Source organism: Sphingomonas sp. PWP1-2 (assembly GCF_049898305.1).
GTDB classification, from domain to species: Bacteria; Pseudomonadota; Alphaproteobacteria; order Sphingomonadales; family Sphingomonadaceae; genus Sphingomonas; species Sphingomonas glacialis.
On record NZ_JAFCXM010000001.1, the window covers coordinates 451,337 to 466,042 of the forward strand.

The window sequence follows — 14,706 nt, forward strand, 5'->3', positions numbered from 1 at the left end:
TGTCGCTCCGCTTGCCATCGGCAGTCGGAGCAACACGCCCGGCCCGAACGGCTTAGCGGAATGCCAGCTCGGTCGACGAGGTCAGCTTGGCCTGCGCGTTGGGGACGACGAACGAGACGGGGGTCCCGCCCGAGACGCCAGTCACCTGGTCGCCGCGGACGTTGAGCTCGAACGCGCTGCCCGACTGGCGGCGGCCGCTGATCAGGACGTGGTCGCCCTTGTCGATCGTCTTGTAGGTGTAGGTCTCGCCGTCGCGCGTAAAGGTGTGGCTGGCGGAATCCGTGGCAAGCGCAGGCGAAACCGTGGCAGCTAGCAGGGCCGTAGCGGCGAAAATGGTCTTGATCATGATCGTTCCTTCCGAATTTCGAAAGCCGATCGCGCATCCTCTCCACAGAAGATGGTTTGTGGTGATGGGGCTAACATATTGCGGTGCAGCATGAGCCCAAGCGCAAAGAATGCGCGACCAGTTGCAAGAAACGAAAGCGTCTGACCGTAGCGGGCATAATTCTGCGACAGATTGCGGTGATACCTCCGCACGGCGTAAAGAAGGACGCGGTGATGACGAAGGCAAGTATCGCACTCAATCGGTTCGGTTTGGGCGCGCGCGGCGATCAGCCGATTCCGACCGACCCGGTTGCATGGCTCAACGGGCAGTTCGCGCATTATGATCCCCGTCCCGATGCGATCGCCTCGGCGCCGACGAGCGCGGCGGTATCGGCCGATCTCGCCGACTATTTCCGCCAGCAGCGCGCGCTGCGCGCGCAGCAAGGTGGCAAACCGGGCGTGCCGCCTGGTCCTCCTGCCGCAGTCGCGCCGATGCCGGGATCGGCACCCGCGGGATTGCAGATGGGCGCGCAGTCGATCCAGCCGCCGGGGATGGCGCCGTCGCCGCCGGCCGCAAAGCCGATGCCCGACGATGCGATGAAGCAGGCGCGTCAGTTCGCCGCGCGCACCGGGCGCGGGGATTATGCCGGCGCGGTCGGCGCGCGGGTGACGCAGGCGCTGATCACCGACACGCCGTTCGTCGAGCGACTGGTCCATTTCTGGGCGAACCATTTTGCGGTCTCGGCCGATAAGCTCCAGGTGGTCGGGCTCGCGGGAACGCTCGAATTCGAGGCGATCCGGCCGCATGTACTCGGCAGTTTCCACGACATGCTGATGGCAGTCGAGCAGCATCCGGCGATGCTGCTCTATCTCGATCAGGCGGTGTCGGTCGGTCCGAATTCGCCGCTCGGTCAACGGATCGCCGCACGCGCGGCCGGGAATGGTGGGCGCAAGGTCGGCCTCAACGAGAATCTCGCGCGCGAGATCCTCGAGCTGCATACGCTCGGCGTGCGGACGGGCTATAGCCAGGCCGACGTCACCGAATTCGCGCGCGCGATGACGGGTTGGACCGTCGCCGGGATCGGGCAGGGGCCGGGCGCTCGCGCCGCCGGGACCGATGGCTTGCCGGGCGATTTCGTCTTTGCCGCACCGTTGCACGAACCAGGCGACCGCATGGTGATGGGCAAGACCTATCCCGCAGGCGGAGTCGAGCAGGCGAGCGCGGTGCTTGCCGACGTGGCGGTTGCGCCCGCCACCGCGAGCCATATCGCGACAAAGCTTGCGCGGCATTTCGCGGGCGACACCCCGCCGCCGGCAATGGTCGCGCGGCTGCAGGCGGCATTCGTCAAATCGGGCGGCGATCTGCCGAGCGTGTATCGCGCGCTGATCGCTTCGCCCGAGGCGTGGGTCGAGCAACCGCTCAAGTTCAAGACGCCGTGGGAGTGGACGATCTCGTCGATGCGCGCGCTGAACGTGAAGACCGCCGATCCACAGGCGATGGTGGGCTTGCTTAACCAGCTCGGCCAGCCGACGTGGAAGCCGGGGCAGCCGATCGGCTACGACGATATCGCCGGCAGCTGGGCCGGGCCCGATGCGGTGCTGCGCCGTGTCGAGGCGGCGGAACGCTTCGCCTCGCGCGCGGCAAGCGTCGACGCGCGCGCGCTTGGCCCCAAGATCCTGCCCGGTGCGGTAACCCCGGCGACGAGCACGGCGCTCGCCAATTGCGAGAGTCCGGCGCAAGCGCTCGCGCTGCTGCTCGTCGCTCCTGAATTCATGCGGAGATAGGCCATGTATTCCCCTATTCTTGATCGTCGCGCGTTCCTCGGTGCGGGGGCGCTCGCGCTCGCGCTTGCTCCGCGCATGGCATTCGCCAAGGCCGAGACCGACAAGCGCTTCATCTTCATCATCCAGCGCGGCGCAGCCGACGGGATGGGTATCGTCGCGCCGGTCGGCGATCCGGCGTTCGTCGGCGCGCGTGGCGATCTCGCCGCCGATTTCGCGAGCGCGCCCAAGCTCGACGGAATGTTCGCGTTGCATCCGACGATGACGGCGCTGCAGGGGCTCTATGGCCGCAAGCAGGCGCTGTTCGCGCATGCCGTGGCCTCGCCGTACCGTGACCGCTCGCATTTCGACGGGCAGAACGTGCTCGAGAGCGGCGGGCTCAGCGCGTATCAAGTCAAGGATGGCTGGCTCAACCGGCTGCTCGGCGTGCTGCCGCCGACCGAAGCGAAGGCGATCGCGGTGTCGGCGACGGTGCCGCTCGCGCTGCGCGGCAAGCATGACGTGTCGTCCTATGCCCCCTCCAACCTGCCGCAGGCGTCGGACGATCTGATGCAGCGCGTGGCGATGCTCTATCAGGGCGACGCGCAGCTCCACGGGCTGTGGAGCGAGGCGATGAGCACGCGCGAGCTCACCAGCGACCTCGCGGCGGGCGGCGGCGCCAATGCGGTGGCGACGGGCGCGCTTGCCGCGCGGCTGCTCGCGCCCGCCAATGGCGCGCGGATCGCGATGATCGAGACCGGCGGGTGGGACACGCATACGCAGCAGCGCCAGCGGCTCGGCGCGCAGTTGAAGGGGCTCGATGGGATGATCGGCGCGCTGCAGGCGGGGCTCGGGCCGTTGTGGAGCGACACGATGGTGCTCGTCGCGACCGAGTTCGGGCGGACGGTCGCGGTCAATGGCACCGGCGGGACCGATCATGGCACGGGCAGCTCGGCGATGCTGCTCGGCGGGGCGGTGCGCGGCGGACGGGTGCTGGCGGACTGGCCGGGGCTGCAAGCGGCGGCTTTGTTCGAGGGGCGCGATCTGAAGCCGACGCTGCAGCTCGACGCGTTCATCGCGGGCGCGGTGGCGGGGCATTTCGGCGTCGAGCCGGCGCGCGCGATGGCGGCGCTGTTCCCGCTGAGCAAGGGGACGAAGGCGGTCGACGGGTTGGTGTGAGGCAGCCGTCACCCCGGACTTGATCCATGGATGCCGGCTCAAGCCCGGCATGACAGGCGTCTTCCGCGCCCCGGAGCGCCGGTGCTCCCTATCCCGTTCGCCCTGAGCTTGTCGAAGGGCCCGTGCCCCGCGCGACGCGGTCGCGTGGGGAGGGCAGGGCTTCGACAGCCTCAGCCCGAACGGGGGAGGGGGCAGCGCAAAAGCGTTGCTTACTTCGTCACCACCGGCAGCAACACCGCGCTCGCGCCGGCGGCGCCATGCTCGATCGTCACCGTCGCCTTCTTGTAGTCCGCAGGCTTCGCGAGGAAGATGTTGGGCACGAAGGTCTGCGGATTGCGGTCATAGACCGGGAACAGCGACGACTGCACCTGCACCATGATCTTGTGCCCCGGCAGGAACTCATGGTTCACCGCTGGCAGACGGAAGCGATACTGCTGCGTCTTGTTCGCCGGGATCGCGCTGGGCTTAGCGAAGCTCTCGCGGTACCGCCCGCGGAAGATGTCGAGGCTGATCGCGAGCTGATAGCCGCCCATCTTGGGGTTGCTCGCCACTTCGTCGGGATAGACGTCGATCAGCTTGACGACGATATCGCCGTCGCTGCCGGTCGTCTTGGCGAAGATGTCGGCCCACGGCACGCCCGAGACCTTGACGGTCTTGGTCAGCACCGGGGTCGAATAGCTCATCACGTCGGTGCGGCCATCGACCGAGCGCTGGTCGGACACCAGCCAGTCGCCCCAGCGGCCATCGTCGAAATTGATCGGACGCGGCAGGTAGGGGACGGGGTTGGCGGGATCCGACACATAGCTGTCGCCACCGCTCGCCGCGCGTTCGAAGCCGAGGCCCTTGTCGGCCTGCAGATACAGCGGGGTCAGCGGCGTGTCGCAGCCGGCGTCGCACGACAGCGGCCATTTGGGGAAACTGTCCCAGTGGTTCGCCCCGGTGTTATAGATTGCGGCGGCGGGCAGCGTGACTGCCGGACCGTCCTTCAGATACTGGTTGAAGAACGGCAGCACCATGTCTTCGCGATATTGCTGCGCGGTGTCGCCGTTCCACGTCAGCGGTCCGAGCGTGCGGCCCTCGCGATTGACCTGGCTGTGGCGCCACGGGCCCATCACGAGATAATTGTTCGACTGATGCCCGGCTTTGACGAGTGCCTCATAGCTGTGGATCCCGCCCCACATGTCCTCATGATCCCACAGGCCCTGTTCCCACAGCGTGGGAACGTTCGACGGGCTCGCCGCGAGCAAGGTGTCGAGCGCTTGGCCCGACCAGAAGCTGTCGTATGCGGGATGCTCGACCATCCGCTTCCAGTACGGCAGCTGGTCGTAACCCGACTTCTTCGCCCAATCGCCCGCCGAGATCGTGCGGAAATTATCGTAATCGTCATAGCCACCCGACGGGGGCGCCTTGCCCTCGCCCTTGTAGCCAGTCTGCGACCCGAGCCAGCCGATATTTGGCAAGCGGAACGCGCCGTAGTGGAACCAGTCGTCGCCCATCCAGCCGTCGATCATCGGGCTTTGCGGTGCTGCGACCTTCAGCGCGGGGTGCGGATGGAGCAGCGCCATCACCACGGTGAAGCCCTCGTAGGACGATCCGATCATCCCGACGCGGCCGTTCGATTCCGGCAGGTTCGCCTTGTTCACCAGCCAGTCGATCGTGTCGTACGCATCGGTCGTGTGATCGACCTTGGTCTGATTGAGCGGGCCGATGACCGGACGCGTGACGACATAGTCGCCCTCCGAGCCGTATTTGCCGCGAATGTCCTGATAGACGCGGATATAGCCGCCCTTGACGAACATCTCGTCGGCGAGCGGCAGCGTCGACAGCTCGCTCGCCGAGTCCGTACGGTGCGCGCGCCCCTTGGCGTTGTACGGCGTGCGCGTGAGGACGATCGGCGCGTTGGTCAGGCCCTTGGCGTAGACGATCACGGTGTAGAGCTTGGTCCCGTCGCGCATAGGGATCATCACCTCGCGCTTGACGTAATCGTTCTGCGCATCGGGCGGGCTGAACTTGGCGGGGATGTCGCCGCCGACCGCGGCTGCGGCCGGCGCCTTCTGCTGGGCGTGGACCGGCGCGAGCGCGATCACCGCGGCGGTGGCGGCGAGCAGAAGAGCGGTGCGATTCATGGGCGACCTTTCGGAAGGGAGATGCGCCGTTGGTAGGCGCAGTGTGATGCTGCGATCAACCACCCAAATCCTCCCCGGAATGGGGAGGGGACCTTGCGGCTCCTCCACCCTTTTGCTGAAGGGGCAAAAGGGTCACGCTCCCCGTGGCGGGTAGGAGTGTTTGAAGCCGCCCCCCGTATCCGCTATGCGCCGCGCTCGCAGACACCACCGGACGTGCCCCAATGACCCTCTACACCCGTTTCGCCGCGCATATCGATGCGGTGCTCGATGCCCTTGAAGCCAGCGGCGACCTGCCCGCCGGGCTCAACCGCGCGAACATCACGGTCGAGCCGCCGCGCGACACGACGCATGGCGATCTCGCCACCAATGCCGCGATGGTGCTCGCCAAGCCCGCGCAGACCAACCCGCGCGCGCTCGCCGAGAAGATCGTCGCGCAGCTGGCCGGCCTCGACGAGGTCGAGAAGGTGTCGATCGCCGGGCCGGGCTTCATCAACATGAGCCTGACCGACGATACGTGGCGTGCCGAACTGTCGGCGATCCGCGATGGTGGCGACGATTACGGCCGCTCGAACCGCGGCGCGGGCACCACGGTCAACATCGAATATGTCTCGGCCAACCCGACCGGGCCGATGCACATGGGGCATTGCCGTGGCGCGGTCGTCGGCGATGCGCTCGCTGCGCTGCTCGAATTCGCGGGCCACAAGGTGATCCGCGAATATTACGTCAACGACGCCGGCGGCCAGGTCGACGTGCTCGCCCGCTCGGTGCACCTGCGCTACCGCGAGGCGCTCGGCGAGACCGTCGAGATCCCCGAGGGGCTGTATCCGGGCGATTACCTCGTGCCGGTCGGCCAGGCGCTCGCCGCCGAATTCGGCGACGCCTATGTCGGCAAGCCTGAAGACGAGTGGCTCGTGCTGTTCCGCACCAAGGCGGTCGCGGCGATGCTCGTGCTGATCAAGGCCGATTTGGCGTTGCTCGGCATCCATCACGACCTGTTCTCGTCCGAAGCCGAGCTGCAGGCAGCGGGCAAGCCCGAGGAGGCCGAGGCCGAATTGCGCTCGCGCGATCTGATCTATGACGGCGTGCTCGAAGCCCCCAAGGGCCAGGAGCTCGAAGATTGGGAGCCCGTCGTGCTCCCGCTGTTCCGCTCGACCCAGTTCGGCGACGACCAGGATCGGCCGATCAAGAAGTCGAACGGGCAGTGGACCTATTTCGGCGCCGATCTCGCGTACCATTTCCAGAAGGCACAATCCGCCGACGCGCTGATCGACATCTGGGGCGCCGACCATGCCGGCACCGTCAAGCGGATCGTCGCCGCAGTGCAGGCGCTGACCGGCGGCAAGACGCGCTTCGACGTCAAGCTGGTGCAGATGGTCCGCCTCATGCGCGCTGGCGAGCCGATCAAGATGTCGAAGCGCGCGGGCAATTTCGTCACGCTCGCCGATGTCGTCAACGAGGTCGGCAAGGACGTCGTCCGCTTCACCATGCTGACACGCAAGGCCGATGCGCAGATGGATTTCGACTTTGCCAAGGTGGTCGAGGCGTCGAAGGACAATCCGGTCTTCTATGTGAACTACGCGCATGCGCGCGTCGCGTCGCTCCATCGGCGTGCGGCGGAGGCGGGAATCGTCTGCGATACGGTCGACTTGTCCCAACTTGACACGGAGGACCTCGCGCTGGTGAAGTTCGCCGCGCAGTTCCCGCGGATCGTCGACACCGCTGCTGCGGCGCGCGAACCGCACCGGATTGCCTTTTATCTCTACGACTTGGCCGCTTCGCTCCATGCTTTGTGGAACGTCGGCAACGATCGGCCCGACCGGCGCTTCCTCCTGCCCGATAATCCGGCGATGACGTGCGCGCGGCTTTTCTTGGCCGATGCAATCGGGCAGATTATCCGTAACGGGTTGGGCATCATGGGCGTCCAGGCGGTCCAGGAGATGAACTGATGGCAGGCGAATACGATATGCGCGACGAGGATCGCCTTCCCTGGCTCGAAACGGTCGAGGACGATTATGACGATGGCCCGTCGGTCGTGAAGATCATCGGCCTGATCGTGGCGGCGCTGCTCGTCGTCGCGGCGGTGATCTTCGGCTATCAATATTACAAGCAGCACCAGGGCGTCGACGGCAATGGCGCGATGATCGCGGCGCAAGAGGGCGATTATAAGGTCAAGCCCGACGATCCCGGTGGCATCAAGGTCGACGGCGAAGGCGACAGTGCGATCGCGACGAGCAACGGCGCCGCCACCGGCAACGCCGCGATCGACATGAAGGCGCTTCCCGAAAAGCCGATCGCGGGCAAGAAGGCTCCGATTGCCAAGGCCGAGGCTGGCGCGAGCAAGGCCGTCGCCAAAATCCCGTCGGCCGAAAAGGCGTCGGGCGGCGCGCTGGTGCAGCTCGGGTCGTTCGGCAGCGAGGCCGAAGCCGATACGAATTGGCGCGCGATCTCGAAAAAGCATGCCGATCTCGCGCCGATGGGCAAGTCGGTCCAGGCGGCGCAGGTTGGCGGCAAGACCGTCTATCGCCTGCGCGTCAATGCCGGCAGCGCGGGCCAGGCCACGAGCCTGTGCGCGAAGCTGGCGGCGGCGGGGCAGGCCTGCTTCGTGCCGCGGGGCTGATCGCGACGGCTCCGCGCGGTACCCGTCACCCCGGCCTTGTGCCGGGGTCCACCGGGGCCGCAAGGGTTGGGAGCGTAGCACGCGCGTCCCGGTGGACCCCGGGACGAGCCCGGGGTGACGTATCGGAAGGAATGGCGCGGGTCGCATTCGGAATGGTGCGAAGCCCCGCGCTTGTTGCTAAGCCCGTGGCATGAAGCCCGTCATCTTCGGCCTATCCGGCCTCGAACTGTCGCCTGCCGAGCGCAGCTTTTTCACTGCTGCCGATCCCGCCGGCTACATCCTCTTCAAGCGCAACATCGAAAACCGTGCGCAACTCCGCGCGCTGACCGACAGCTTGCGCGCGCTGTCGGGGCGCGACGACGTGCCGATCCTGATCGATCAAGAAGGCGGCAGCGTCGCGCGGATGCGGCCGCCCGAATGGCCCGCGTTTCCGGCAGGCCCCGCGTTCGACCGGCTCTACGACGTCGCGCCGATCTCGGCGATCGAGGCTGCGCGCGCCAATGCCGAAGCGATCGCGCTGATGCTTGCCGAGGTCGGCATCAACGTCGACTGCCTGCCGCTGCTCGACGTGGCGCAGCCTGATACGACCGAGGCGATCGCTACGCGCGCTTTCGGCTCGGACCCGATGCGCGTCGCAGCCCTCGGCAAGGCGACGCTCGACGGGCTGCAGCGCGGCGGCGTGGTCGGTGTCGTCAAGCACATGCCGGGACATGGCCGCGCCAAGCTCGATACGCATTATCATCTGCCGACCGTCACTGCCACGGATGCCGAGCTCGAAATCGATCTCCAGCCGTTCGCGCGGCTCAGCGATGCGCCGATGGGGATGACCTCGCACATCGTGTTCGAGGCCTGGGACCCGGCGCGCCCCGCAACGCTGTCGCCCGTCGTGATCGAGCAGATCATCCGCCAGCGGATCGGCTTCGATGGGCTGTTGATGACCGACGATATCGACATGAAGGCGCTGTCGGGCACGGCCGGCGACAAGGCGGCGGGGTCGATCGCTGCGGGATGCGACCTGGTGCTCGATTGCTGGGGGCGGATGGACGAGATGGAGGATATCGCCGCGCGGCTCGGGGAGATTTCTGCGATCTCTCGCGCGCGGCTCGATCGCGCGATGGCGAGCGTGGCGGGGGTGCGTGGCGACGGCGATTTCGCCGCGCTCATTGCCAAACGCGACGCGTTGCTAGCGCTCACCTGACTTCCCCCTCGCCGCGGTACCAGGTGAGGATTTAGAAGGGGCTGCCGCTCGGCGAGCGTCTTTGCTACCGTTCCCGCAATGACCGAAGACCCCGCAACGCTGACGCTCGATCTCGACGGCTGGGAAGGCCCGCTCGACGTCCTGCTCGCGCTCGCGCGCAATCAGAAGGTCGATCTGAAAGCGATCTCGATCCTCGCCTTGGTCGATCAATATCTCCGCTTCGTCGAGGAGGCGCGCGCGATCAAGCTCGAGCTGGCGGCGGATTATCTCGTGATGGCGGCGTGGCTCGCCTATCTCAAATCGGGGCTGCTTTTGCCCCGCGATCCCGAGGTAGAGCCCAATCCCGAAGAGCTCGCGCTGCGCCTGCAACTCCGCCTCGAACGGCTCAGCGCGATGCGTGAGGCGGGCGCGCGGCTGGTCGCGCGCGACCGGATCGGGCGCGACGTTTTCCCGCGCGGCGCGCCGGAGGGACTGCGCACGCAGCGCAAGGCGCTGTGGCAGGCCGAAATCTACGATCTGATCGCGGCGTACGGTGTGATCACCGCGCGGACCCGCCCCGTCATGCACATCGTCGCGCAGCGCGAGGTGATGACGCTCGAGGCCGCGCTCGAGCGCGTCGGGCGGCTGCTCGGCATCACGATGGAATGGCGGACGATCGAGACCTTCCTCCCGCCGGCGGCGACGGGCGTGTTCCGCAAATCGGCGCTCGCCTCGAGCTTCGTCGCCGCGCTCGAACTCGCCAAGCAAGGCCGGGCCGAACTCCGCCAGCAATCGCCCTTCGCGCCGTTATACCTGCGCACACCCGTCGAGCCGCGGGCGTGAGTGCACCCGATCCGGTCGTCCGCGCGGTCGAGGCCGTCCTGTTCGCCGCGACCGAACCGATGACCGCGGACGCGATCCGCACGCATCTGCAGGGCGTCGAGGTGCGCGCCGCGCTCGCCACGCTGCAGGCCGATTATGCCGGGCGCGGGATCGAACTCGTCAAGCGCGGCGAGCGCTGGCACTTCCAGACCGCGCCCGACATGGCGCACTTGCTGCGCCGCACCCACGAGGAACCGCGCAAACTCACCCGCGCCGGGATCGAGACGCTCGCGATCATCGCGTACCACGAGCCGACGACGCGCGCCGAAATCGAGGCAATTCGCGGCGTCGGCATCTCTAAGGGCACCTTGGACGTATTGATGGAAGCGGGCTGGATCAGGCCTGCCGGGCGGCGCGAGGTGCCGGGACGGCCGCTGCTCTATGCGACGACCCCGGAATTCCTCGCGCATTTCGGATTGGCGAGCCGGCGCGATCTGCCGGGGATCGACGATCTGCGCGCGGCGGGGTTGCTCGACCCGGTCGATCTCGCCTTCGAGCGGATCGACTCCGACGCGGAGGTGGAAGTTTCCGACGAGGAGGACTAGATAGGGATGACCTTAGGAGACCGATCATGGGTGGTTTGAGTATTGTACACTGGCTGATCTTCGGCGGGATCGCGATCCTGGTCCTTGGTGGCGGCCGTTTCTCGAACATGATGGGTGACGTCGCCAAGGGCATCAAGTCGTTCAAGAAGGGCATGGCCGAGGACGACGAACCCAAGCGCGAACCCAATGGTGTTCCGGGCCGGATCGAAGCCAAGGCGTCGGCGGACCCCGTGTTCGACCGCGACGGCAATCGCATCCGCGACACCGAAATCTGATCAGCGGCACCGCGCTGCCATGTTCGATGTCGCATCGTCCGAAGTGATCCTGCTGGGGGTCGTGGCCTTGCTGGTGATCCCGCCCAAGGATCTGCCCAAGGCGATGCGTTTTGCCGGCCATTGGGTCGGCAAGGTGCGCGGCGTCGCGAACCAGTTCCGCTCGGGCTTCGACACGATGGTGCGCGAGGCCGAGCTGCAGGAAATGGAAAAGAAGTGGGCGGCGGAGAATGAGCGCATCATGCGCGAGCATCCGCCCGAGCCGTCGCAGCGCGCCGCGCTTTCCGGGCATCCGCATCTTGAATCGGGCGCGGAGACCGATGTCGGCTATGATGGCACCGAGGGCGATGCCCCGCCGATGATGGTCGAGACCCCGGCGTTGACGGCACCGCCGGTCATCGCCCAACCTGCCGGCCCCGGCGCGCATGACGCCGCGCCGCACCCGGCCGAGCCCGAAACCGCCGAGCATAACCCTAGGGCGCATCCGTGAACGCACCCGTCGATGATCTCGAAGCCAGCCGCGCGCCGCTGCTCGATCACCTTGTCGAACTGCGCAAGCGGCTGTTCTTCTGCCTGGTCGCGATCCTGCTGGTGTTCATCGGCACCTATGTCTTCTCGCGCGAGATCTTCACCGTTCTGGTCCATCCGCTGCTGCTTGCCGGGCAGACCAAGCTGATTACGGTCGGCGTGTTCGACGGCTTTTTCGTCCAGCTGAAGGTCGCGTTATTCGCCGCGCTGATGATCGCGTTTCCGGTCATCGCGATGCAGCTGTGGGCGTTCGTGTCGCCTGGCCTGTACATGAAGGAGAAGCGCGCGCTGCTGCCCTTCCTGTTCGCGACGCCGGTGCTGTTCATCGTCGGCGCGACGATGGCGTATTTCGTCGCCATCCCGTCGGCGCTGCGTTTCTTCTACAGCTTCCAGGGCAATCTCGGCGGGGTGCAGCAGGAGGCGATGACCTCGGTCGCGTCGTATCTCGATTTCGTGATGCAGTTCCTGTTCGCGTTCGGGCTCGCTTTCCTGATGCCGATCCTGCTGATGTTGGTCGAGCGCGCGGGGCTCGTGACGCGCAAGCAGCTGGTGAGTGGGCGCCGCTATGCGATCGTCGGCTGCTTCGCGCTCGCGCTGGTGCTGGCGCCGCCCGACGCGGGTTCGATGATCATGCTCGCGATCCCGCTGGTCGCGCTGTACGAGCTCGCGCTCGTGGCGATCTGGTTCACCGAGCGAAAGCGTGTGAAGGACGCGTCGACCGAGCTCGTCGAGAGCTGATCTTCGCGCCGCACGCGTAGCGGCACCTCAATACGACTGACACGAAAAAGGGCTGCTCCCGAACGCGGGAACAGCCCTTTTCCGTATTGCTGAAGCGCGGCTTACTTTGCGCCGTCGGCGGTCTTTGCGACAGTGTCGCCAGCCGACTTCACGTCCTTGCCAACGCCTTCGACGGTGTTGCACGCGCCGACGAGCAGGGCGGCGGCGAGGATCGCGAACGAGGTAGCCTTACGCATGATAATACTCCTGAAAAATGCCGGGGCAGCCATAAGCTGGCGGCCTCATGCGTCCAATGATCGATGTGGGGAATCGTTCCGCAACGCTATCGCGGCGCCCGTACGTTTGGGGCGATAAGGTGCAGGAAATAATTGGGCCCGGAAGCGCGACCCGGGGGGGGGGGAGGGGTAGCGCGTCCGGGCCCATGTCTTGGATAGCGAGAGCGGGGGGGCATAAATTCGCTATCCGAATATCCAAACGGCCATCGCGATGATCGGTTCCGAGAAAAGATGCGCGTCGGCGATTTTTTCGGTCCCGCCGGGCGGATCAATCGCGCCCGGTCACCGCGACTGCGATCTCGTATGCTCCGACCATCGGATCGTAATGGAGCTTCGAGCGCAATTGGCGCGACAACCCCTCGATGACGCGGCCATAGCGCTCGGCCACCAACGCGCGCATCCGGTCGTTGTCGACCAGCGCCGGCGAGTTGATCCGCAGGACGGCGCGATCGGCCACATCGGCGGCGGCGATCGAGATGCGCATGTTGGCTGTGGGATTTACCGTCATCGCGAGTTCGATGATTTCGGTCAGCAAGAAGGCGATCGCGATCGCGACGTCCTGGTTGGCGAGGTAGGGCGCAATGTCGAGCTGGATCGCGATCGGTGCGTCCTCGGGCGCGGTCGCACGGATGTTCGCCGCCAATTCACCGAGCACCGAGCGCAGCGATAGCCCACGATTTTCCTCGAGCTCGGCAAAATGGTTGCGATGCACCACCGCCAGCGCGTCGACGCGGCGCTGGATCGAAGCATAGGCCTGCGTCGCCTCGACGCTGCGGGCCGCGCGGGCGTGGAAATTGATCAGGCTCGAGATGACTTGAAGGTTATTCTTGACGCGGTGGTGCACCTCGCGCGTCAGCTTGGTCTGGCGGACCAGTCCTTCGGCGAGGCCGGCTTCGTGCTCGGCGACCGTCCGGCTGATCGCGCGGAAGGTCTCGCCGAGTTCGCGGATTTCCTGCGCGGGCAGGGCTTGCATCGTGCCCGGATCGATTTCCTCGCCCGGCACGAAGTTCGCGACACGCGTGCGCAATTGGCGCAGCGAGCGGATCAGCAGGCGGTCGACGACGAACCAGCTGATGCCGGCGGCGGCGGCCCACATGATGATCGGCAGCAACAGCGCGACCAGCACCGGCGAGGTGATCGGCGCACCCTGCACTTCGGTGGTCAGGACGACGGACCCCACGCCGATGACGGTATTGATCGTCGCGCGGCGTTCGAGCGCGGTCCGCGGCGGCAAGGCGTGGAGCAGGAGCGCGTCGCGATCGAGCACCAGATGCGCTTCATAGGGGAGCGGCGCGTTGCTCGGCATCGCGGTGGCCGCGAGCACGCGCGTCGGGAAAAACGCGGCGGCGTTGGTCCGGCCGCTGGTGCTTGTGGTCGAAAGCGTCAGGCCCTGGCCGGGGATGAGATGCGCGGCAATCGCAGTGCCCGGCTTGGTCGCGCCGGGTGCTGCCCCCGCGCGAAGCGGCTCGCCGCAGATCACGCGTCCAGTGGAGTCGGAGATGACGAATCGAGTACCCATCGCGGCTTGCGGCGCGAAAACGCCTTGCGCACGCGCGCAGCTCGGCGCGTCGCCGGGATCGCTTTCGAGGGCGTTGAGCGAAACCCGCAGCGCGGTCATGTCACCTACCAGCTCGATTGCGAGCTTACGCGCGCTTTCGGTGGCGGTGACCTGCATCTGCGCGCGGGTGGCTTCGTCGGCGAGCTGTGCGGTTCGGATTGTCGCGAAAAAGGCGATGATCGCCAGTGGCAAAAGACAGATGCCGAGGATCAGAAAGACCTTCGCGCCGGTCGGAATCCGGTCGAGCGCGCCACCGATCCGCCCGGACTGAAGAGGGGGAGCGGTGTCGCCAGCGATGTCAGTCATGCAACGCTCAGTCTAGTTTGCCCAGCAAGTCCAGCATCTCGGGCGGAATCGTCTCTTCGACAGTGCGTTGATACACCGTCCGCAAGGCCGCACCCATATCGCGGTCCTTGCTTTGAACCTTCGCACCAGGATTGGACGCGCGCGCCGCAACCGGCTTCTTCGAAGATTCGTCGCCCGAACGCAATGCAGTCCCCCTGGGTCACACCGGAAGACCCGGTCGTGTGAATATGGTACCGTAACAAACGGCTCGTAGATCGACTGTCGGACAATCGCAACGACCGATGTTCCAGCATGAAACCAAATAAGCGTTCGATGGTTCCGCACTCGACGCGATTTTAATTCCGGTTTTTTGGCGTACGAAAACGCGTTGCATTGCCAGGGGGCCGCTTCCACAAGGTCCCCCGATCATTACCTCAGG

General features: G+C 66.3%; 15 protein-coding genes. 10 read left to right on the forward strand and 5 right to left on the reverse strand.

All coding sequences use genetic code 11. The features are described 5' to 3' along the window. Positions 1 to 52 precede the first annotated feature (52 nt). Entirely contained in the window at positions 53 to 346 is a 294-nt protein-coding gene (locus ACP7C5_RS02180; protein WP_189675475.1) for a hypothetical protein, read from the reverse strand. Between the two features lie 212 nt (positions 347 to 558). Here ACP7C5_RS02180 and ACP7C5_RS02185 point away from each other — a divergent pair, with 212 nt between their 5' ends. After that, positions 559 to 2,109, forward strand: coding sequence for a DUF1800 domain-containing protein (locus tag ACP7C5_RS02185; RefSeq protein ID WP_426263036.1), 1,551 nt, complete (start codon positions 559 to 561; stop codon positions 2,107 to 2,109). 3 nt (positions 2,110 to 2,112) lie between these two features. Next, positions 2,113 to 3,264 carry a DUF1501 domain-containing protein gene (locus ACP7C5_RS02190; RefSeq protein ID WP_322160474.1) on the forward strand — a complete coding sequence of 384 codons (1,152 nt, stop codon included), beginning with the start codon at positions 2,113 to 2,115 and terminating at the stop codon, positions 3,262 to 3,264. 209 nt (positions 3,265 to 3,473) lie between these two features. On the opposite strand, the gene ACP7C5_RS02195 is transcribed toward ACP7C5_RS02190, so the two are convergent. Continuing rightward, entirely contained in the window at positions 3,474 to 5,390 is a 1,917-nt protein-coding gene (locus ACP7C5_RS02195) for a CocE/NonD family hydrolase (protein WP_426263037.1), read from the reverse strand. A gap of 221 nt (positions 5,391 to 5,611) precedes the next feature. Between ACP7C5_RS02195 and argS the strand changes: the two genes are divergently transcribed. The 8 genes from argS to tatC all read left to right on the forward strand — a co-directional run bounded on the left by argS (position 5,612) and on the right by tatC (position 12,149). Continuing rightward, complete coding sequence (gene argS / locus ACP7C5_RS02200; RefSeq protein ID WP_426263038.1) at positions 5,612 to 7,336, forward strand: arginine--tRNA ligase; 1,725 nt, start codon at positions 5,612 to 5,614, stop codon at positions 7,334 to 7,336. Continuing rightward, the gene (locus ACP7C5_RS02205; RefSeq protein WP_426263039.1) at positions 7,336 to 8,007 is read left to right on the forward strand and encodes an SPOR domain-containing protein; all 672 of its coding nucleotides are present in this window, start codon (positions 7,336 to 7,338) and stop codon (positions 8,005 to 8,007) included. Before argS ends, ACP7C5_RS02205 begins: the two co-directional genes overlap by 1 nt. 190 nt (positions 8,008 to 8,197) lie before the next feature. Then, positions 8,198 to 9,205 (forward strand): glycoside hydrolase family 3 N-terminal domain-containing protein, encoded by a 1,008-nt coding sequence (locus ACP7C5_RS02210; RefSeq protein ID WP_426263040.1) that lies wholly within the window; start codon positions 8,198 to 8,200, stop codon positions 9,203 to 9,205. A gap of 78 nt (positions 9,206 to 9,283) precedes the next feature. Next, positions 9,284 to 10,027 carry a segregation and condensation protein A gene (locus ACP7C5_RS02215; RefSeq protein WP_426263041.1) on the forward strand — a complete coding sequence of 248 codons (744 nt, stop codon included), beginning with the start codon at positions 9,284 to 9,286 and terminating at the stop codon, positions 10,025 to 10,027. Further along, positions 10,024 to 10,611, forward strand: a complete 588-nt coding sequence (scpB, locus tag ACP7C5_RS02220) for an SMC-Scp complex subunit ScpB (protein WP_133189981.1) — start codon at positions 10,024 to 10,026, stop codon at positions 10,609 to 10,611. The genes ACP7C5_RS02215 and scpB overlap by 4 nt, the downstream gene beginning before the upstream one ends. Positions 10,612 to 10,637: 26 nt before the next feature. Next, a complete protein-coding gene (locus ACP7C5_RS02225; RefSeq protein ID WP_133189979.1) occupies positions 10,638 to 10,886 on the forward strand; it encodes a twin-arginine translocase TatA/TatE family subunit in 249 nt (82 codons plus the stop codon). Between the two features lie 19 nt (positions 10,887 to 10,905). Next, positions 10,906 to 11,373, forward strand: a complete 468-nt coding sequence (gene tatB, locus ACP7C5_RS02230; protein ID WP_426263042.1) for a Sec-independent protein translocase protein TatB — start codon at positions 10,906 to 10,908, stop codon at positions 11,371 to 11,373. Continuing rightward, a complete protein-coding gene (gene tatC / locus ACP7C5_RS02235) occupies positions 11,370 to 12,149 on the forward strand; it encodes a twin-arginine translocase subunit TatC (protein ID WP_322160462.1) in 780 nt (259 codons plus the stop codon). The genes tatB and tatC overlap by 4 nt, the downstream gene beginning before the upstream one ends. Before the next feature lie 101 nt (positions 12,150 to 12,250). Here the strand turns inward: tatC and ACP7C5_RS02240 are convergent, their stop codons facing one another. The 3 genes from ACP7C5_RS02240 to ACP7C5_RS02250 form a co-directional block, all read right to left on the reverse strand. Then, entirely contained in the window at positions 12,251 to 12,385 is a 135-nt protein-coding gene (locus tag ACP7C5_RS02240) for an entericidin A/B family lipoprotein (RefSeq protein ID WP_189675467.1), read from the reverse strand. 307 nt (positions 12,386 to 12,692) lie between these two features. Then, positions 12,693 to 14,288 carry a sensor histidine kinase gene (locus tag ACP7C5_RS02245; RefSeq protein WP_426263043.1) on the reverse strand — a complete coding sequence of 532 codons (1,596 nt, stop codon included), beginning with the start codon at positions 14,286 to 14,288 and terminating at the stop codon, positions 12,693 to 12,695. A 7-nt stretch (positions 14,289 to 14,295) separates the two neighbouring features. Further along, on the reverse strand, positions 14,296 to 14,472 hold the full coding sequence (locus tag ACP7C5_RS02250; protein ID WP_229839242.1) for a NepR family anti-sigma factor: 177 nt from the start codon (positions 14,470 to 14,472) through the stop codon (positions 14,296 to 14,298). Between the last annotated feature and the right edge of the window lie 234 nt (positions 14,473 to 14,706).